Source organism: Sandaracinaceae bacterium, assembly GCA_020633055.1.
GTDB lineage: Bacteria > Myxococcota_A > Polyangia > Polyangiales > Houyiibacteriaceae > JADJJE01.
This window is the reverse complement of sequence record JACKEJ010000016.1, coordinates 72953-91261: the sequence shown is the minus strand read 5'-3', so window position 1 is coordinate 91261 and position 18309 is coordinate 72953. Positions and strand designations below refer to the sequence as shown.

Here is an 18309-nt window from a genome sequence, read left to right as displayed (position 1 = left end):
CAGGACCGGAATCGGGGCCCCGTGAACGCGGAGCGACGGGGCGAGGCGACGAGTCGGGACGCGCGCGGAACGGACGGACCCTGCGCGCGGCCCATTTTCTCCTGCAACATGCGCGGGGAACGGGTACCCTCGCGCTCGCTCGCGGGCCCCGAGGGGCCCCTCTTCGCTCTTGGACACGACCCTCGTGGCATCTCCCTCTCCGCGCTCCCCATCGCGCTGCGCCCTCTCCGGTGAGCGTGACCCCGCTCGTCCCCGGCGTTCGTGGGCACTGCTCTCGGTCACGGTCTGGGTCGCCATCGCCATCGCCATGACGGGCGCCGACGCGCACGCTCAGGCTCCCGCGAACGACGCCGAGCCGACCGACGAGGAGACCACCGACGCGAGCCGAGAGCCTGCGCCTTCTGCTTCAGCGGCAGACGAGAGCGAGGACGAGGGCTGGGACGACCCCGACGAGGCGCCGCGCCCCCGCCCTGAGCGCGTGTACACGGAAGAGGACGAGGACTTCGACACGCTGCCCGAGGTGGACGACCCGTGGGTCATGCAGGCGGCGGCCCGCACCGGCCTCGGCTTCGGGACCACGCTGGGCGATCTGCCGCGCGAGTTCGTGTGGGACAGCCACCTGCGGGCGGAGCTCATGTTCACCCACCGTGGCGACGAGCACTTCTCCATCGGCCCCTCGCTCGAGCTGCGTGGCGCCGACTTCGACACGTTCGAGGTCGCCGCAGGTCTGTCGGTGCTGCTCCCCGTCGCGCGTGGCTACCCCATCGACGTCTCCGCTCAGGTGGGGTACGCGGTGCGTCGTGGGCAGCGCTTCGGCGGCAGCGCGCCCATCTTCGTGGGGACCATCGCCGGGGGCTACCGCAGCTTCAACTTCCACCACTGGTGGCAGACCAGCCTGCAGCTGTACGCGCAGGTGCGTATGGACATCACCGAGCCCCGCAACATCGCGTTCATGATGGGCGTCGAGGTCGACTTGGCGCAGGCTGTGGTTGTGCCCGCCCTGATGATCCGCATGAAGGTGCGCGGCGGCGACCCCGACGAGCTCGAAGAAGACGAGGAAGACGAAGGGTACGCGGACGACGCCGCGAGCGACGCCGACTGACGCGCAGCGAAAGTCCCCCGAGCCAGCCGCGTGCGCGGTACAACATCGGCGTGAGACGCACCAAGATCGTTTGCACGCTGGGACCGGCGAGCAGCTCCCCGGAGGTCCTTGACGCCCTGGTCGCTGCCGGCATGGACTGCGCGCGGCTGAACTTCTCGCACGGGGATCACGAGAGCCACGCCGCGATGGTGCAGAAGGTGAGGGCCGCCTCCTCGCGGGCCCGCCGTCCCCTTGCGATCCTCGCCGACCTGTGTGGCCCCAAGATGCGCCTCGGGCGCTTCGAGCACGGCAAGGTCGAGCTGGTGGAGGGCGCGCCGTTCACGCTGACCACGCGCGACGTGATCGGGACCGAGCGCGAGGTGTCCATCAGCTACGAGCCCCTCCCGCGCGACGCCAAGGTGGGTGACGCCATCCTGCTCGACGACGGCCTGTTCCGGCTGCGCGTGACAGCGCTGACCGACGACAGCGTCGAGACGGTCGTCGAGGTCGGGGGCGAGCTCAGCGACCGCAAGGGCGTCAATCTACCGGGCGTGGCGTTGAGCACGCCCGCGCTCACCGCGAAAGACGAGGCAGACCTGCGCTTCGCGGTGGACACGCTGCACGTGGACTACCTGGCCCTGTCCTTCGTGCGGACCGCAGCCGACCTGCGTCAGGCGCAGGCGCTGGCGAACGGCACGCCCGTCATCGCGAAGATCGAGAAGCCCGAGGCCATCGAGAACCTCGACGCGGTGCTGGACGCGGCGGACGGGGTGATGGTCGCGCGCGGAGACCTGGGCGTGGAGATGGGCGCCGAGAAGGTGCCGCTGCTGCAGAAGCGCATCATCCGAGAGACCAACCGGCGCGGGAAGATCGTCATCACCGCCACCCAGATGCTGGACTCGATGATCCGCAACCCGCGGCCAACCCGCGCCGAGGCGGCGGACGTGGCCAACGCGGTCATGGACGGAACGGACGCGGTCATGCTGAGCGGCGAGACGGCCGCGGGGAAGTACCCCGTGGAGGCCGTTCGCATGATGGACGCCATCGCGCGCGAGGTGGAGCGCGACGTGGTGGAGGATCTGTCGCGCGCCTATCGCGAGCTGAAGGTGGTGCCTCACGAGGACTGGAACTTCCCCACGGCGGCGGCGCGCGCGGCGGCGGTGATGAGCACACACCTCGCGCTGCGGGCCATCGTCACATTCACCCAGAACGGACTCTCCGCGAGCCTCCTCTCGGAGCACAGGCCGCGTGCCCCCATCGTCGCAGTGACGCACAAGGAGCAGGTGGCGCAGCGCCTTGCGCTCGAGTGGGGCGTCATCCCGCGCCTGGAGGTACGACCGGAGTCGCTGGACGAGACACTGCGCATCGCCACGTCCCTGCTGGTGCGAGAGAAGCTCTGTGCACGAGGCGAGGCGTTCCTCATGCTCACCGGCTGGCCGCTGTCCGGCAACACCAACACCCTGAAGCTGCACACCCTCTGAGCGTGGCGCGGCGCTGGGAGTGGCGCGCCACACCACGCTCCGGAGCGAGATGACCAGACCCACGGGGGGGGTATCGACGCTGCGCCGGACCGCGGATAGTCTGATCCGGTGCGTGAGTCGTGGTTCGTGCTCCTGTTGGTCGGTCCGCTGTGGGCGTCGAGCGCTTGCGACTCGCCAGCGACGCTGCACGGCCGGGGTGGGCGCGTGGGGGCGCCGCAGCACGCCGCGTCGCGCCCCCGCGTCGCCCATCCCACCGACGCGCGTGCCGACGCGGGGGCTGAGCCGCACCCCGTGATGGCCGCGTACCGCGCGGGCCTGACCAGGTTCTTGGGTGAGGGGGCGTTGCCCGAGCTCGACAACGTCTCGCTACGTGACACTCAGCACGGGGATGCCGAGCGCCTTCGCTACATGGCCGCCGATCGCGTCGTGCGCGTGCTGCTGCCCCTGGCGCTCGAGGCGCAGCACGACGTGGTCCTCGACGAGCACGCTCGTCGCTTGCGCGCGTTGCCCCCCATCCTGAACCGCGACGTCGACCTGGCCGTGCTCCCGATCGTGCGCGAGGCCATGCGCGCTCTCCGCAGGGTGGAGGCCGGGCTCGCGGCCGAGCGTGTCCCGCTGCGCGGGCTGCCCACCGAAGAGCCTCCAGCCGCCCGCGAGACCGCCCCCCAGGTCGCTGCCGGTGAGGTGCCCGACGCGTTCGACTACGCCGCGGCCGATGTGGTGGACCCCGCTGCCGAAGCCGAGTACGCGGAGGCGTTGGCCGAGTACGCCGAAGCCTACGCAGCACGCCATGGCGTGAGCGACCTCCATGCGGACGCGGCCGCCGCTGCGGCGGCTGATGCGCTCGCTGCGGGGAGCATGTTCGAGCACGTCGTGGAGCGCTATGGCGTGCGACGCGAGGACGCGGTGCGCGAGGCCACCTCGCTCTACTCGGACATGGCGGACGCCGCACGCCGGCGTGAGCGGGTGCCTCGCCCGCGACCTCCCGAGCCCCCCGCAGCCCCGATCGAGCCGGACGTGATCCCATGAGCGCGCCTCGCGACCCCGAGCAGCCAGCCGACGAGCCGCCGCGTGATCCCGCACAAGCGACCGACGAGGTGTGTGACGCGCACCTGAGCCCGCCGGGCGTCGCCGCAGCGCTCGACCCCTTGGCTGGTAGGGCCCTCGCGGCCTTCCGCTTCGACACGCGGCGTGCGCTGCTGCGCTCCGTGGCGCTCTCGCTGCCGCTCATGAGCGTGGGCGTGGCGCTTCTGGGTGTCGGCCTGCGTCATCTGCAGCTCCGCGAGCCTGCGCGCCAGTTCGCCGGTCGCGCGACCTTCCAGCTGGCGGAGGGCGCGAGCGGTCACGTGCTGCCGTGGGAGCAGGCGCTCATGGTCGGCGGCGTGCTGCTCGTGGTGCTCAGCAACCTGGTCCTGGTGCGCGCTTTGCGTCGCAATCTCGCCATCGAGCGCTTCATTCTGCTACGCGCCGATGGCCTCGTGCGTCAGGTCGACACCCACTTCACGCTCGTGCCCTGGGACGATGTGGAGCAGGTCTGCTACGCCCCGGAGCGACGCGCCATCGTGCTGCAGATGCGCGCTGGGGGGGAGTTCTCTCTGGTCGACGACTACGCGGGCATCACCCACGAGGGGCTCGCGAAGCTCATGCGTGACGTTCACCGTCGGGCCATCTGGGGCATGTTCTCGCGCTGACGCGTCGCCACGCGTGGCTGAGTCGGAGGCGCGCAGCAGCGGCCCCATGTCACGGGCGAAGAGGGCGTCAGACGCGTCACGCGGTCACGGGGGGGGTGGCGGTGTCGCGGTCGTCCCCGCCTGCGCGGACAGTCGGGCGAGCTGCGCCCGCAACCGGGCGATGTCCGAGTTGCCCGGGTCGAGCTGTTGCGCGAGCCCCAACGCCGCGCGCGCGGCCGCCACATCGCCCGCTTCGAGCGCATCGCGCGCGTCGTCGATGGCGTCCTTGGCCGCCTCCTCGCGCTCGTGCGGCGTCATGTCGCTCCCCGGCGCTGGCGCGGGAGACCCGGCGTCTGCGGCCTCGGGCCCCACAGGGGGCACGCCGGCATCCGGCACCGTCAGCGTCGTAGGGCCGCTGTCGCTGGTGGTCGCGCCGCCGCTTTCGGCGTGCGTTCCGGGGCCCAGGTCCGGCGGCGTCACGACCAACGCGGGGGGCGCGCCCGCGTCCAGCGGGAGCCCCGCATCGACGGGGCCCGCGTCGGGGGGCGCTGCCACGTCCGTGCTCCGCGTGAAGGCGAACACCAGTGAGAGGCCCACGACCAGTGTGCCCACCAGGACCGCCACGAACGCCCAGGTCCCTCCCCCCGAAGGTTCGCCAGCGCCAGGGTCGAACCCCGCCCCACCAGGCGTCGCGCCGGGGATGAAGCTGCGTGAGGGCTCGCGTACCAGGTTCGCGGCGCAATAGGCGTCGCGCAGCGCGTCCGCGAAGGCGGGCACGTGCGGGAAGCGCGCCTTGGGGTCCTTCTCCAGCGCGCGCATGATGACCGCCTCGACCCCGGCTGGAATGTTCACGTTGCGCCCGGCTTGGCGCAGCGGCAGGGGCTTGTCGTGCAGCACCTTGTGCGCCACGGCGACCGCGTCGGTCCCCGGGAACGCGCGCTCGCCCGAGATCAGCTCGTACAACATGGCTGCGAACGAGAAGAGGTCGCTGTGCGCGCCGTAGTTCCCGCGGTCGAGGGTCTCGGGCGCGGCGTAGCACGGCGTGCCCAGGAACTGCCCCTCGCGCGTCAGCGTGGCGTTCGGGATGCGGGCGATGCCGAAGTCCGCCAGCTTGGCGCCCCCGTCGGGGGTCAGCAGCACGTTGTCGGGCTTGATGTCGCGGTGGATGATGCCGTTCTGGTGCGCCATCGCGATGGCGGAGCCCAGCTCGTCGGAGATGCGGCAGACCACCTCGGGCTCGAGCGGGCCGTGGGCGCGCAGAGTCTGCTTCAGCGTGGCGCCCGCGACGTACTCGAACACCAGGAACGGCCCCGAGGTGGGGTCCTCACCCACGTCGTAGACCTGCACGATGTGAGGGTGGTGCAGCCGGGCCGCGGCTCGCGCCTCGTTGCGGAAGCGCTCGAGGAACGTGGCCAGCGCGTCCGGGCTCATGCCCAGGTCGCGCACGGTCTTGATGGCCACGGGCCGGTCCAGCTCGGGGTCGCGACCGAGGAACACGTAGCCCATGGCGCCCGAGCCGAGCAGTCGGTCGACGCTGTACCGCCCGATCTGCTTCGGGATGGAGGAGTCCATGCTGACCACGGCGGTCTACTTCATTCTGGCGCGAATGGCTACGATCACGGGACGCCCCCGAGCCCCCGCCACATGGCGCCCGCGTCCCCTCACGGGCGCGTGCGCGGCGGCTCCCAGCCGGCGAAGCGCCCCTCGGACACCCCCAGCGTCATGGCCAGCGACACGTGCGGCAGCCACTCGGCGGGTGCCGCGGGGACACCCAGGTCGCGCATCTGGCGCGCTTCCCGGAAGTGGCGCACCCCAAAGCGCAGCCAGACGCCCTGGGAGAACTGACGCGGGAGCACCAACGGCACCTCGAAGCCCAGGCCCCAGCCGAGGCTGGTGCGCAGGGTGCCCTGAAAGCGCAGCGCGCTCCCCAGCTCGATGTAGAGCGACTGGATGGTGAGGTCGGCGCGTGCCCGCCCGGTGATGATGCCCTTGAGCACCAGCGCCGGGTACAGCGGGCGTACCTCGGCGCCGAGGAACAGCGTGGTGTGCGTGCGGCTCGTGCTGGTCGCGAGGATGATGCCCGCGACGCCGGTCATGCGCGCCCGGACGTCCACCATGAAGGCCCAGCTGGGCTCGTCCGCGAAGCCGGGCTGGGCCTCGGGGAAGAGCTGGGCGCCAGCACCCACGCCCAGCTGGAGGAAGAAGTCGTGGCGGAGTCGGCCGTAGAGCCCGTCGCCCACGCCGTTGTCGGCCCGCGCGGAGCTGACCCCGAGGGGGCCGAGCCCCAGCAGCAGCGCCACCGCACACGCCCGGACGACCGCCCGGCTGCGCGCCGACGCCACGCAGCGGGGGAGGGCGCTCGAGCGCGGTGAGGGGGAGGGTCGCACGGAGCCGGGAGCCTACCGTACCTGGCGGCTCGGCGCATGGGCCGGGCCGCTGGGGACGCTCTCAGGCCGTGGCCGCCCGTCGCACCGCGTCGCTCAAGAGCGCGCTCATGCGCTGCACCAGCTTGGCGGGGTCGTGCACGGGGCTGCCCTCTGCCAGGAGCGCTTGGTCGTGCACCAGCTCCACCCACTCGCGCACCTGCGCGTCGCGCGCCTCGTCGGCCTCACCGCGCAGCAGGTCACGCAGGCCAGTGACGATGGGGTGCGTGGGGTTCAGCTCCAGCACGCGCTTCTGCACGGGCATGTCCGGGTTCTGCAGGCGCAGCAGCCGCTCCATGTACGGAGGCAGCCCCCCCGCAGGGGACACCAGGCACGCGGCGGAGTCGGTCAGGCGGCTGGTCAGCCGCACCTCGGAGACGTGCTCCTTCAACGTGTCGCGGAAGCGCGTGACCAGGGCGTCCAGCTCCTCCTTCTCGGCCTCGGTGGGCTTCGTCTCGCCCAGGTCGAGCGCCGCGTCCGTAGCCGACAGCAGCTTCTTGCCGTCGAACTCGCGCAGGCCGTCGAGCGCCCACTGGTCCACGCCGTCGACCATCAGCAGGACCTCGTAGCCACGCGACTTCAGCGCCTCGAGGTGTGGGGCGTTCTCCACCGTCGCGCGCGACGCGCCGACCACGTAGTAGATGGCGTCCTGGCCTTCCTTCATGCGGCTGACGTAGTCCGCGAGGGAGGTCAGCCCGGGCTGCGCCGTGGTCTCGTAGCGCACCAGCTTGGCCAGGCGGTCGGCGTACTCGGGCTCGAAGTGCAGGCCCTCCTTGAGCACGGCCCCGTAGGCCGCCCAGAAGGTGTTGTAGGCCTCGTTCGCGGCGGGCTTGGCGCTGGCGTCGCCCTTGTCCTCGCCCTCGCCCGCTGCGTCGTCCGCGGAGGTCTCAGCGGGCCTGGCCAGCTCCTCGATCATGTCGAGGCAGCGGCGCACCACCTGCTTGCGGATGGTGCGCACCACGCGCGAGTCCTGCAGCAGCTCACGCGACACGTTCAGCGGAAGATCCTCGGAGTCCACCACACCGCGGACGAAGCGCAGCCACTTGGGCAGCAGCTCCTCGCAGTCGTCCATGATGAAGACGCGCTTCACGTGCAGGCGCACGCCGTGCTGCTGGTCTGGCGAGAACAGGTCGAAGGGCGGGCGCTTGGGGATGAACAGCAGCCCCGAGAACATCTGCGTGCCCTCCACGTGGAAGTGCTTGCGCGCGAGCGGTGCCTCCCAGTCGTGGGTCAGGTGGCGGTAGAACTCGCCGTACTGCTCGTCCGTGATCTCGCTCGGCCGGCGGCGCCACAGGGCGTTGCTGGAGTTGGCCTGCTCGTACGAGGGCTCGTCGTCGCCCTTGGCCGTGGCGTCTGCGTCCGTCTCGCTCTTGTCGGCGCCCTCCTCGTCCTCGCCCTCTTCGTCCTCGTCCTTGGGCTGCGCCACCAGGATGGGGTGCGCCACGAAGTCGCTGTACTTCTTGACCAGGCGCGTGAGCTCGTAGCTGTCCAGCAGGCTCAGCTGGTCCTCCTTGAGGTGCAGCACCACGTCGGTGCCCGGCGCCTCGCGCTCGGCCGGCTCGATGCTGTAGGTCTCGCCCGCGTCCGAGCTCCACAGGTGGGCCTGCTCGCTGCCCGCCCGGCGGGTGAGCACGTCCACGCGATCCGCCACCAGGTAGGCGCTGTAGAAGCCCACGCCGAACTGGCCGATGAGCGACACGTCATCACCGTCCTTGCCTTCGGACTTCTGGTCCAGCGCGGCCTTCAGCTTGTCCATGAAGTCGGTGCTGCCCGAGTGGGCCACGGTGCCCAGGTTCTGCACCAGCTCCTCGCTGCTCATGCCGATGCCGTCGTCCGAGAAGGTCAGGGTCTTCTTCTCGCGGTCGGGCGTGAGGCGGATGGCGAGCGGGCTCTCGCCCAGGAGGGCGGGCTCCGAGATGGCCAAGAAGCGGCGCTTGTCGATGGCGTCCGAGGCGTTGGACACCAGCTCGCGCAGGAAGACCTCCTTGTTGGAGTACAGGGAGTTGATCACCAGGCCGAGGACGCGGGTGACCTCGGCTTGGAAGGCATGAGTCTGCTTCTGTTCCGTCATGGTGGGCCGCACCATGGCCACGCTCGTTCTGGTGTCAAGCCTGCGGAACTGCTCAGCTTCAGCGCAGGGCGAGGCGCATGGCTGCGGCGATGGCGCGTGGGTCCCGCTGCGGGAAGAAGTACCGGAAGCGCGGGTGGTTGCTGACGTTCTCGGTCTGGTGCTGCCCAGTGGGGCTCAGGAAGTACGTGCGGGGCAGGTAGGTGCCGTCCGTGGCGTAGCGCTGGTTCACGGCGGCTTCACGGTCGGCGTCCACCAGGATCATCACGAAGTGCTGGGCGAGGGCCGCGACCTCGGCGTCGTGGAACACCCGGGCGTACTCGTGGCAGGGCCCGCACCACTCGGCGTGGATGACCATCATGACCGGCTTGTCCGAGGTGCGCGCCTCGGCCAGGCCCTCTTCGGTGGAGCGCCACGTGATGGCAGCGCGGTTCCAGTCCGGGGTGGCGCTGCCGAAGTCGAAGGGCGCGAACGGGCCGCTCGGGAGTCCCTCGGGGGCTTGCGGTCCAGCACCCCCGCGACCCCCCCCAGCAGGGTCTTGGGCCGCGGCAGGGTCCAGGTCCGCGCGCCGGGTGGCGCAGGCCGCGCCGAGCAGGGCGACACAAGTGGCGAGGGCGAGGACGGCAGGGCGCGACATCGCGGGGGAAGCTACGCGGTCGGGGCGTCTGCGTAAACCCGCGAGGGTGGGAGCCGCTCAGCGCGCGACCCCGAGCAGCTCGCGCACGCTGTGCTCCAGCAGGCTGCCGTGGTGGTGCGCGGGGTAGTATCGGTGCGTGGCGCCCAGGTGCGTCGCGACACGGGTGAAGGCGTCGGCAGGGAGCACGGCCTGGAGCCGCTGCCGGAGGGCGAGGCGCGCGGGGTCCCTCGTCGGGGCGCCCCGCGGGGCCTCGGGCTCGAGCGCGTGGTTGGCCTCGAGCAGCGTCAGCACGCCGGGAGCGACCGGCTGCGCGCGCATGATACGCTCGAACATGTGCGCCGACCGCCACCACAGCGAGGGGTCCACCGCCACGTAGCGCGCGTAGCTGTCAGGGGCGTCGAGCAGGGTGCTGAGCACGAAGAGGCCACCGTACGAGTGGCCGACCAACGTCGCTTCGTCCCACGCGAGCGACGCGCGGCGAGACGCTTGCTCGCGCACCACGCTGGCGAGGAAATGGCGAAAGCCGAGCGCGCCGCCGTTCTGACGGCTCGCGTCGAGCGGGTCTGCCTCGGGCTCGCCAGGCGTCACGGCGGGCGTGTAGTCGCGGGCCCGAAAGCGTTGCGCGTCGCTGGGCAACCCCTGGTACCCAAGGCACAGGTACGCGGCCTCGAGCCTCACGCCGGCCTCGAGGGCCTCGCGGATGATGGGACTCACGCGGTGGCCGTCCAGCAGGACCACCACGGGGAAGCCGCGTTCTGGGGCGGCGCCCGAGGGCCAGAACAGATCGATGCTGTGAACATGTCCCGTGTCGGGTGCGACCAGATCCATGTGAGCTTCGCGTAGCGCCGATTCGGGGCGCGCCTCCTCGTGCGCCAGAAGTTCGGTCTGCTCCTCGTGCGCGACTGCAGTCCCGATCGCGCTGGTGTCGCACGACGACAGCAGCAGCAGCGTCAGCAGTGTGAGCGCGACCGAGCTCGCCCCACGCTTCCTCGAGCGCCCACCGAAGAACCGGCGATAGCTCAGCGCGAGGCCCGTGTAGACCAGCAGCAGCGACCCCAAGGTCGCCAGCGCGGCCAGGATCTTGCCGAACAGGCCGAACGCCGCGCCGGTGTGCAGGAAGCGCAACCAGACGCGCGCCCGCACGCCTGGGCTGTAGTCGCGGAAGTGGGTCTCCGACAGGATGTCGCCCGTGTAGGGGTCCATCTGCACCGGCACACGCCCGTGCGTCGAGAACAGCGCGGGCAGCATCACGGCCAGCTCGACGCGTGGCTGGATCGCGGCCCGCTCGTCGACGCTCGTCGGCGGTGCATGCTCGCCGGGGCTCTCGGGTTCTGCGGCGCTCAGGTCGACGACGATGGCGTCGCGCTCAGGGAAGCGCGCGGCCACGCGCGCCACCAGGGTGTCGAGGTCGAGCGGGGCGCTACCCGCCGCCGGTGTCGGGACGCGCGCCTCGGGCACCGCGAGGATGGCGGGGCCACGTCCTGGAGGGACATCCTCGCCCGCCAGCGTGAACACCAGGGCATGCGCGAACGGAAACGAGATGACGACGGCGCTCGCGACCAGCACGCTCAGCACGGGCAACCCCCAGAAGCCGACCACGTGGTGCCAGTTGAAGTCGCGCGCCTTGCTGCCCCTAGTGCGCACGAACAGCAGACTGCGTCGCAGCGCGGCGCGGTTCCAGCGGCGCGGAACCCACAGGTAAAGCCCCGTCACGCACAACAACAAGAGCACGGCGTTCGCGACGCCGTTGATGACCTTGCCCACGATCAGCGTGTCCCCCTCGCGCCCGAGGAACCTGTGCCACGCTTCGACCTCGTGCAGCACGGCGTGCGCGCCCGTCGACGCTGGCACCGTTGCTGAGCCCGTGTACGGGTTCACGTACAGCATCCCCTCGCGGCCAGCGAAGAACACGAACGCGGCGTCCGCGGCGCGCGGCACCACCACCCTCGAGGCGGCGAAGTCCGGCTGCTGACGGGCCACGTCCGCGCGCAAGACGGCGATGCTGCGTCGCGCTGCGCCTGACGTGCGAGAGACCACGCGCTGCTCGCGGTCGAACGCATTCAGGATCTCCTCCTCGAACGCGATGGCGACGCCGGTGGCGGACATGATCACCACGGGGACGGCGACCAGCACCCCCGCCACGAGGTGGATCCAGAAGATGACGCTGCGGACGCTCATGCGTGGTCCTCGAAGAACGGACCGACGCGGGGGCTGCGGACGCGCACCCCGCGCCGGTCGGGAGGCTCAGGGGGTGACGACGACGCGCACTGCGGAGCGCACGTTGCCCTGCGCGTCGAGCCCGACGCTGCCGTACGTGTTGCCCGTGAAGGACCGCAGGTGCGTGCGGGGGCCGGCGTACTCCGGGATGACACGCTGCCCCGCGCCCAGCTCGATGCCCAAGGTGGCGGCGGAGCTGCGGGCGTGGGTCAGCAGCGTGGCGGTGGGGGTGTCGCCGAGGGTCAGCTCGTACCACGCCCACGCTGGCTGCGTGCTCAAGACGCGCGCGTTGCCCATGGACGTGCCGCTCGGGCCGCCCGTCTTCCACTCGTCGAGCGTGACCCCGAGCGTGGCGAAGTCGAGCGCGCGCAGGTAGGCCGTGCCGGCCGTGGGGCCGGGGACGAGCGTGCCCGCGGGGACATCCCCCACCAGGGACTCGAGCGCCACTTGGTACGTGTCATCGAAGGTCAGCGTGTCCGGGTCGAAGCGCAGCATGCACGGCGCGGCGGTGCCCATGGACAGGGCGTGCTGCGCGGCGCCGAAGGCCTCGGTCCCGACGTAGAGGCCGTCCGTGCCCTCGACCACCGAGAAGCTGTAGCCACAGCGCTCGTCCTCGTCGCGCACCAGCGTCGCCGAGTCGTCCGCCGAGTCGATCACGAGCACCGCCGCGCCGTGCAACACGTCGAGCGTCGCCATGGTGAACCAGCCCACGCCGTAGAAGTACTTGGTGCCCACCCGGATCGGGAAACCCGAGATGCCGCTGCGCGCGCCGACCTCGTTGATGGAGTCGAACGACGACGTTCCGGACACGGTCATGGTCGTCGGGTTCCAGATCACGAGCTGCGAGTTGCCTTGGTCGATGTAGTACGCCTTCGTGCGGCTCACGAGGATCAGGTTCGACTGATAGCCACCCGTCGCCGTCGTGCCCTCGTTCTCGAACGACACCTCGTCGTCCTCGACGATGCCGTCGGCGGTCACTTCGTAGCGCGTGACGGCGGGGCCGTCCGAGCTGCCCACGTAGAAGTAGGGGTCGTCACCGAACGCGACGGCGACGGCGAGCTTTGGCACCGACGTGCCCGTGAACGACGACATGGTCTCCGCCGCCAGGTCCGGGACCTGCACCATGTAGGTCACCTGCGTGGCGTCGTCGTACGCCATGACCACGTGGCTCACCTCGCCCGCCGCGCCCTGGTCGTCGTCCACGCCGTTGTCGGCGGGCGGGGTGCCGTTGTCGGTAGGTGGCGCGCCGTTGTCGGGCGTGTCCGTTCCGGAACCACCTCCACAGGCGGCGATGGTGAGGGCGCTCGCAATGGCGAGCATGCGATCCAGGTGTCTCAGCGTGGTCATGGTGTTGTCCTGTTCTTGTCGAGTGAGGGCCTCTTCGCGGCCTCAGAAATCGATGACCAACTTCGCGTAGACGGCGCGCCCTGGGCGCTGTACGCCGAAGAAGTCGTAGACGGCGGTGTCGGTGAGGTTCTGCGCCTCGATCACCGTCGAGAGCGTCCGTGCGCCGTACGACGCGACGTAGCGGAGCGCGGCGTGCATCACGAGCTGCGCGGGGATGGTGAGCTGCGCGCCCGATGTGCCGCGGCTCTCGTACGCGAGGTAGAACGCGTGCGTGTATCGGAAGCCCCACAGAGCCGTGAGGCGGTCGCGGTCACGCACCAGGCCGTTCACGCCCAGCTCCACCTCCCCGGCGCCTTCGAGGTACGGTCGGTTGGGGAGTCGGTCACCGCGCACGTCGGCGAATGCGCCCGAGCGTGAGAGGTTCCGCGCGTCCAGGTACGAGGCGGTACCTCGGATGGCCACCCAGTCGCGGGGAGAGCGGTAGGAGACGTTCAGCGTGGCGCCCAGCGAGCGGGACTCACCGATGTTCTGGTACTGGAAGCTGTCGGCGGACGCGGACTGCCAGATGAGGTCGTGGACGACGCGCGCGAACAGCGCGAGCTCCCCGGTCAGCCCTCCGAGCCGGTCGCTGCGTAGGTCCGCTCGCAGCGCCAGGTTGACGTTGTGGCTGCGCTCCGGGGTGAGGCCGTAGTTGTAGAGGGTCAGCGTCCCGTCCCCGAAGTATTCGTTGCTCGACGGCATGCGCGTGGCCCACTCGTACGACGCCTTCAGCGTGAGGGCGTCGCTCAGCTCGACGCGCAGCGAGTCACCTACCCCCAAGGCACGCTCGTCGACCTCGTGCGTCTGGACCTCACCGAAGACGTGCTCGTCTGCGGTGAGGCGCTGCGTGTAGACCTTGGCGAAGACCGAGTGGGCGAGGCGCTCGCCCCAGCTGGCGTCGTAGGCCGCGCCCAGCACGATCATGCGGCGGCTTCCGCGTCCCGTGAGCGTGCTCGCACCCACCGAGTCGCGATCCGTCTGACGCTGGTCGAACTCGGGGCTGGCCGACAGCTGGACCGTGTGACCGTCGGCCAGCTGGAACGCGACGTTCGCGCGGGCGTAGACGCTGCGCTCCAGCGTGGCCAGGTTGCGGCCGCCGGTCACCAGCTCGCCGGGAGGGTCCAGCGTGCGCACGCAGGTGCCGAGCCAGTTGTAGCGGCAGCTCCCCTCGTCCACGAAGCGGACGCGGTGCGCGACGTAGCCCAGCGCGAGGTCGACGCTCAGGCGCTCGTCGACGAAGGTGTGCTCGTAACGCGCGAGCGCGCCGGTGTCGGTCTGACCGTAGCGCACGTCACCATACGGGACGGTCATGCCGAGGTTGTGCGGGATGCCCCGCCTGTGGTCGGTGACGAACGCGCGGAGCGACGCGCGACCCGCGCGCGGGCGGTCTGCGACGCCTAGCTCGAGAGCGGCCCCCTGCGCGCGGTAGTTCGCGTTCCACACGGAGACGGAGCGCGGCTCGCGCCGACCTGACGGCCCCGCGACCTGGACGTCGACGTCGTAGTCGTTGCGTGCGCTGTCGAGGTAGGCGGCCCCGCGCGCGAACAGACCTGTCCGCGCGCTCCGCACGTGTGCGTTGGCAGAGAGGCGGTGCGTGTCGAAGGACCCGCCCTGGTACGACAGCGTCGCATGGTCGTGCGCGCTCGTCCGGTCTGTCACCAGATCGATGGCGCCTCCGATCGCGTCCGCGCCATAGCGAATCGGCACCACGCCGCGGTAGATCTCGACGCGCTCCACGAGCCCGACGGGGATGTTGGCGAGGCCCGTGGCGAAGCCCATGTAGCGCAGCGGGACGCCGTCCAAAAAGTACCGCAGCTGCTGACCCTCGAGGCCAGCCAGCGAGATGCGCTCGGCGCTCCCGAGGCCCCCCGAGCGGCGCACCGAGACGCCCTCCGCGCGGGCCAAGACTTCGCCGAGGTCCGCGGTACGCGTGTGTGCGTCGCCTAGCTCCACGACGTCCACCGCTTCGACGGAGTGGCGTCGCACGTTCGCAGGGGAGCGCACGACGGCGTCCGCTCCGAACTCGTCGTTGCGCGGCTGCCCTTCGAGAGCAGGGGAGGCGTCGTCGCGTGGCTGGCCTTCGAGCCCAGGGGATGCCTGGGCGTGCTCCCGGCCTTCGAGAGCAGGGGCTGTATCGTCAAACGGCTGGCCTTCGGGAACCGCCGCGCCGACCCGCTCGGCGGGCTGGGCGTCGTCGTGTTCGTCGCCGGCCGCTTCGGCCGTGGCGTCCGCGATCTCCAGCGGAGGAAACACGTAGTCGAACAAGAAGCGCACCGGGATGGCGACCCCGTCGCGCAGGGCAGGTGAGAATCGCGCCTGCTGCATGGCCGCGACGGCCGCCGCGTCGAAGGCCGGGTCGTGTCCGGACTCGACCTCCGCGAGCGTGACGGCCCCGTCCGCGTCGATGGTCACCTGCAGGCGCACGCGCACCTCGTCGCCGTGCCCTCCCGCGGGCCGCTGCGCGGATGGCACGGTCAGAAGCACGGGGGGCTCCACCGCGCCCGCTGCCGCCCGGGTCGTGTCCGGGGCTCGCTGCGGTGGGTCATCCCCCGTGTGGTCCGGCGGCTGCGCGAGCACCACACCATCCCCGCCCACGGCGCCCACGGCGAGCAAGACGCTCAGCGCGCTCCGTGGCCATGGCTTGATATTGACTTTCATATTCATTATACGGGCGTGGTGACCCCCAAGCGATGCACTGCGCCGGCGACCGTCGAGCGACCCCGAAACGGTCGCGCAAGTCGTCATGGCAAGGGGGGACCCCGAGAGTATGGGCAGCGCCGAGCGCGAGTTTCTTTGCAAGTCCCCGGAAAACGTTTGCTCCCGATGAGGAGCTCCGAGTGACCCGCAAGGGCGCCGTATGTCGGGATGACCTCGTCAGCCGAACCCAGCGTCTGGGGGACGACTATCGCTTCGTGCGCCTCGACGCGCCGGACGAGGAGCCCCTCCTCAGCGGGATGTTCGAAGTGACCGAGCTGCGGCCGGGCCTGGTGCTCCAGCGTACGCACCTGCGCGACCTGCGCGCCATGACCACGGAGGTAGAGCTGCGACCGGCGCTCGGGGTGGTGGTCTTGCTGGAGGGGAGCGCCGAGGTGACGCTCGGCGGCCGCTCGGTCGGAATAGGCGGTCGTGGCGGGAGGCGCCCCGAAGCGCTGTTGTTCTCGCTCACGCGTCCCGAGCTCTTCACGCGGCGCTCCATGCGGGACGCCACCGAGCGCAAGGTCTCCGTCAACATGGAGCCGCGCTGGATCGAGGACAGCGGCTTCGCGCTCGAGGGCAGCGCCGCGGTGGCGCGGCTGGTGCGCACCCACTTGGCGATGCACCGCTTCGAGCCATCATCGCGGATGGTCGCGCTCGCCGAGCAGATGCTGCGCATCCCTCGCTACGCCGAGGCCGCGCGCTCGCTCTACCTCGAGAGCCGCGCCCTCGACCTCGTCATCGAGGCGCTCGCGCGGCTGGACGAAGCGCACGCGTCGAACGCCGTCCCAGACCCGATGCCGCTCGCTCCAGACGAGCACGATCGGGTGCGCCTCGTGCGGGCTCTGCTGGACCGGGGTGAGGCCGACACCAGCGTGGCGCAGCTCGCGCGGCGCTTCGGGGTGAACGCGAGCACGCTGGAGAGCCAGTTTCGCGCGGCCACGGGGACGTCAGTGATGGCCTACGGGCGGGAGCGACGCCTGGAGCTAGCGCGCGCGGCGCTCGAGACGCGTGGGGTGCGCGTGGGGGAGGCCGCTGCGATCGCGGGGTACGGTAGTCCGGCCAACTTCGCCACGGCGTTCCGGCGGCACTTCGGGGTGTCCCCACGTCAGTGTCGCGCGAAGGTGTAGTCAGGGGTAGCGCGTGGCCGCTCACAGGACAGTGAGCGCGGTGCGGTAGGTCCGGCGGGCACAGTTCAGCTGACGTGGCCCGCGTCCGTTCGCTCGTGATCGTCCACGACTCGCTACGGCCAGCCCAGCAGCAGTCGGTTCTTGGGTGTGATCGACTCCGGGATGGTCTGCGCCAACACGTGATAGCCCGCCGCGCGCAGCCGGCCCGCGCGGGTCGCGTCCATGGCGAGGGCGGCGTCCATCCATCCCAACAGGCCGCCCGTGTCGCCGGTGCGGTCCGCGTGGCAGCAGGGCAGGACCGCCACGCCCGCGCGGCCGGCGAGCGCGACGTCCAGCGTGGCGTCGGTCAGCGCGCCACAAGCATGCGCGGACACCACCACGTCGCCGACCTGCGCGCGAACCGCCTGGAGCTCCGTCTGCACGAACTCGACTCGCCCACGAAGACGCGGCCACGCGTCGCACAGCGCGGCATGCAGCGTGGGCGCGCTGGCGGGCTGGCGGAGGTCCACCGCGAACGCGCGGGGGGAGCTGTCGTCCAAGATCAGCAGGAGGTGTGCCAGGAGCCCGTGCCCCGCGGCGAGGTCGTACACGACGCCGCCACGCAGGCGCCGACGCGCGCGCTTGGCGACCTCCCAGCTCTCGTACAGCTCCTTGCGTGGCAGGCACTCGGCCTCGCACACCACGCGGCCCACGCGGTCGAAGAGCGTCTCGCCGGCAAAGCGCCCCAGGTCGCGCCGCGTCAGGCGCGAACGGCTACCTTCGTGGAAAGCGGTCATGGTCGGATGCCGGCTCAGCCTTCGAGCGTGAAGCGGAAGTCGCAAGGCTGCCCGTCGCGCGCCTGGGTGCGGCTGCGGCGGAGGGTGATGAGCTTGGTGTGCTGCGCGAAGAAGCGCGAGTCGGCCTCGCAGAACATCGCGGCGAGGTACGGGCGATCGAGCGCCGCACACAGCTCGACGAAGCGACACGCGCTCACGTCGAAGCCCACCGCGTCGCTCTCGATGCCCGCGGGCACCAGCTGCGCGTTGAAGAGCCTCCCACGCAGGGCCTCGATGAACGCCTGTCGCGCCTGGGCCGTGCTCCCACGCCACGCCTCGCGGGTGGGGAAGGGCACGTTGTGCTCGATGAAGTGGGAGCCCGTGGTGGCGATCACGTCGAGCAGCAGCGCGCGGCGCCGGTCCTCGGGCCAACGCGGGCCGCCGAGGGCACGACGCGTGGCGTCGTCGAGGCGCACCGCGGCGCGGAGCTGGTGGCGCACGAGCGCCTCTTCGGCCGGTCCGAAGTGGGCCGAGGTGCCGAGCCCGGCGAGCGGATCCCGCGGCGCGCCGAGTGCCATGGCGCCGAGCACGCGCGCGAGCTCCAGTGGGCGCAGCGCGCGGCGCAGCACACCCAGCGCGGCCGGCAGGCCATGGCGCGTGTCGAAGCGCCGCAGCTCGGCCAGCGTCGCGCGCCGTGGAGTGGGTAGGCTGCTCATGGGTCGGGAGTATACCCGTCGGCCGTTGGCGCGCCTGCCAGTCGTCGCGTT

The 18309-nt window shown here is 71.2% G+C and carries 14 protein-coding genes; 5 read left to right on the top strand and 9 right to left on the bottom strand.

Annotated features, from left to right (window positions below; genetic code table 11):
• The first annotated feature begins 184 nt into the window (after nt 1-184).
• The 4 genes from H6726_31145 (at nt 185) to H6726_31130 (ending at nt 4253) form a co-directional block, all read left to right on the top strand.
• Nucleotides 185-1102 carry a hypothetical protein gene (locus H6726_31145; protein MCB9662139.1) on the top strand — a complete coding sequence of 306 codons (918 nt, stop codon included), beginning with the start codon at nt 185-187 and terminating at the stop codon, nt 1100-1102.
• Nucleotides 1103-1152: 50 nt separating this feature from the next.
• A complete protein-coding gene (gene pyk, locus H6726_31140) occupies nt 1153-2562 on the top strand; it encodes a pyruvate kinase (GenBank protein ID MCB9662138.1) in 1410 nt (469 codons plus the stop codon).
• Nucleotides 2563-2670: 108 nt separating this feature from the next.
• Nucleotides 2671-3591 carry a hypothetical protein gene (locus H6726_31135; GenBank protein MCB9662137.1) on the top strand — a complete coding sequence of 307 codons (921 nt, stop codon included), beginning with the start codon at nt 2671-2673 and terminating at the stop codon, nt 3589-3591.
• Nucleotides 3588-4253, top strand: coding sequence for a hypothetical protein (locus tag H6726_31130; protein ID MCB9662136.1), 666 nt, complete (start codon nt 3588-3590; stop codon nt 4251-4253). Before H6726_31135 ends, H6726_31130 begins: the two co-directional genes overlap by 4 nt.
• An 84-nt stretch (nt 4254-4337) precedes the next feature.
• Here the strand turns inward: H6726_31130 and H6726_31125 are convergent, their stop codons facing one another.
• From H6726_31125 to H6726_31095, 7 genes are all read right to left on the bottom strand, one after another.
• A complete protein-coding gene (locus H6726_31125; GenBank protein ID MCB9662135.1) occupies nt 4338-5804 on the bottom strand; it encodes a protein kinase in 1467 nt (488 codons plus the stop codon).
• 89 nt (nt 5805-5893) lie between these two features.
• Nucleotides 5894-6619, bottom strand: coding sequence for a hypothetical protein (locus H6726_31120; GenBank protein MCB9662134.1), 726 nt, complete (start codon nt 6617-6619; stop codon nt 5894-5896).
• Nucleotides 6620-6680: 61 nt separating this feature from the next.
• Nucleotides 6681-8726 (bottom strand): molecular chaperone HtpG, encoded by a 2046-nt coding sequence (gene htpG, locus H6726_31115; protein MCB9662133.1) that lies wholly within the window; start codon nt 8724-8726, stop codon nt 6681-6683.
• A 58-nt stretch (nt 8727-8784) separates the two neighbouring features.
• Complete coding sequence (locus H6726_31110) at nt 8785-9360, bottom strand: thioredoxin family protein (protein MCB9662132.1); 576 nt, start codon at nt 9358-9360, stop codon at nt 8785-8787.
• A gap of 57 nt (nt 9361-9417) precedes the next feature.
• Complete coding sequence (locus H6726_31105; protein ID MCB9662131.1) at nt 9418-11538, bottom strand: PepSY domain-containing protein; 2121 nt, start codon at nt 11536-11538, stop codon at nt 9418-9420.
• A gap of 66 nt (nt 11539-11604) precedes the next feature.
• Nucleotides 11605-12924, bottom strand: a complete 1320-nt coding sequence (locus tag H6726_31100) for a hypothetical protein (GenBank protein ID MCB9662130.1) — start codon at nt 12922-12924, stop codon at nt 11605-11607.
• 42 nt (nt 12925-12966) lie between these two features.
• On the bottom strand, nt 12967-15621 hold the full coding sequence (locus H6726_31095) for a TonB-dependent receptor (protein ID MCB9662129.1): 2655 nt from the start codon (nt 15619-15621) through the stop codon (nt 12967-12969).
• Nucleotides 15622-15800: 179 nt separating this feature from the next.
• Here H6726_31095 and H6726_31090 point away from each other — a divergent pair, with 179 nt between their 5' ends.
• A complete protein-coding gene (locus H6726_31090; protein ID MCB9662128.1) occupies nt 15801-16787 on the top strand; it encodes a helix-turn-helix transcriptional regulator in 987 nt (328 codons plus the stop codon).
• Nucleotides 16788-16900: 113 nt separating this feature from the next.
• On the opposite strand, the gene H6726_31085 is transcribed toward H6726_31090, so the two are convergent.
• Nucleotides 16901-17563: a methyltransferase domain-containing protein gene (locus tag H6726_31085; protein ID MCB9662127.1), complete on the bottom strand. Its 663-nt coding sequence runs from the start codon at nt 17561-17563 to the stop codon at nt 16901-16903.
• Between the two features lie 14 nt (nt 17564-17577).
• The gene (locus tag H6726_31080; protein MCB9662126.1) at nt 17578-18258 is read right to left on the bottom strand and encodes an L-2-amino-thiazoline-4-carboxylic acid hydrolase; all 681 of its coding nucleotides are present in this window, start codon (nt 18256-18258) and stop codon (nt 17578-17580) included.
• Between the last annotated feature and the right edge of the window lie 51 nt (nt 18259-18309).

Excerpts from the sequence above, each read along its gene's own strand:
- H6726_31080 (MCB9662126.1), bottom strand. The coding sequence starts at position 18,258 with ATGAGCAGCCTACCCACTCCACGGCGCGCGACGCTGGCCGAGCTGCGG.
- H6726_31085 (MCB9662127.1), bottom strand. The coding sequence starts at position 17,563 with ATGACCGCTTTCCACGAAGGTAGCCGTTCGCGCCTGACGCGGCGCGAC.
- htpG (MCB9662133.1), bottom strand. The coding sequence starts at position 8,726 with ATGACGGAACAGAAGCAGACTCATGCCTTCCAAGCCGAGGTCACCCGC.
- H6726_31110 (MCB9662132.1), bottom strand. The coding sequence starts at position 9,360 with ATGTCGCGCCCTGCCGTCCTCGCCCTCGCCACTTGTGTCGCCCTGCTC.
- H6726_31105 (MCB9662131.1), bottom strand. The coding sequence starts at position 11,538 with ATGAGCGTCCGCAGCGTCATCTTCTGGATCCACCTCGTGGCGGGGGTG.
- H6726_31100 (MCB9662130.1), bottom strand. The coding sequence starts at position 12,924 with ATGACCACGCTGAGACACCTGGATCGCATGCTCGCCATTGCGAGCGCC.
- H6726_31095 (MCB9662129.1), bottom strand. The coding sequence starts at position 15,621 with ATGAAAGTCAATATCAAGCCATGGCCACGGAGCGCGCTGAGCGTCTTG.
- H6726_31125 (MCB9662135.1), bottom strand. The coding sequence starts at position 5,804 with ATGGACTCCTCCATCCCGAAGCAGATCGGGCGGTACAGCGTCGACCGA.
- H6726_31130 (MCB9662136.1), top strand. The coding sequence starts at position 3,588 with ATGAGCGCGCCTCGCGACCCCGAGCAGCCAGCCGACGAGCCGCCGCGT.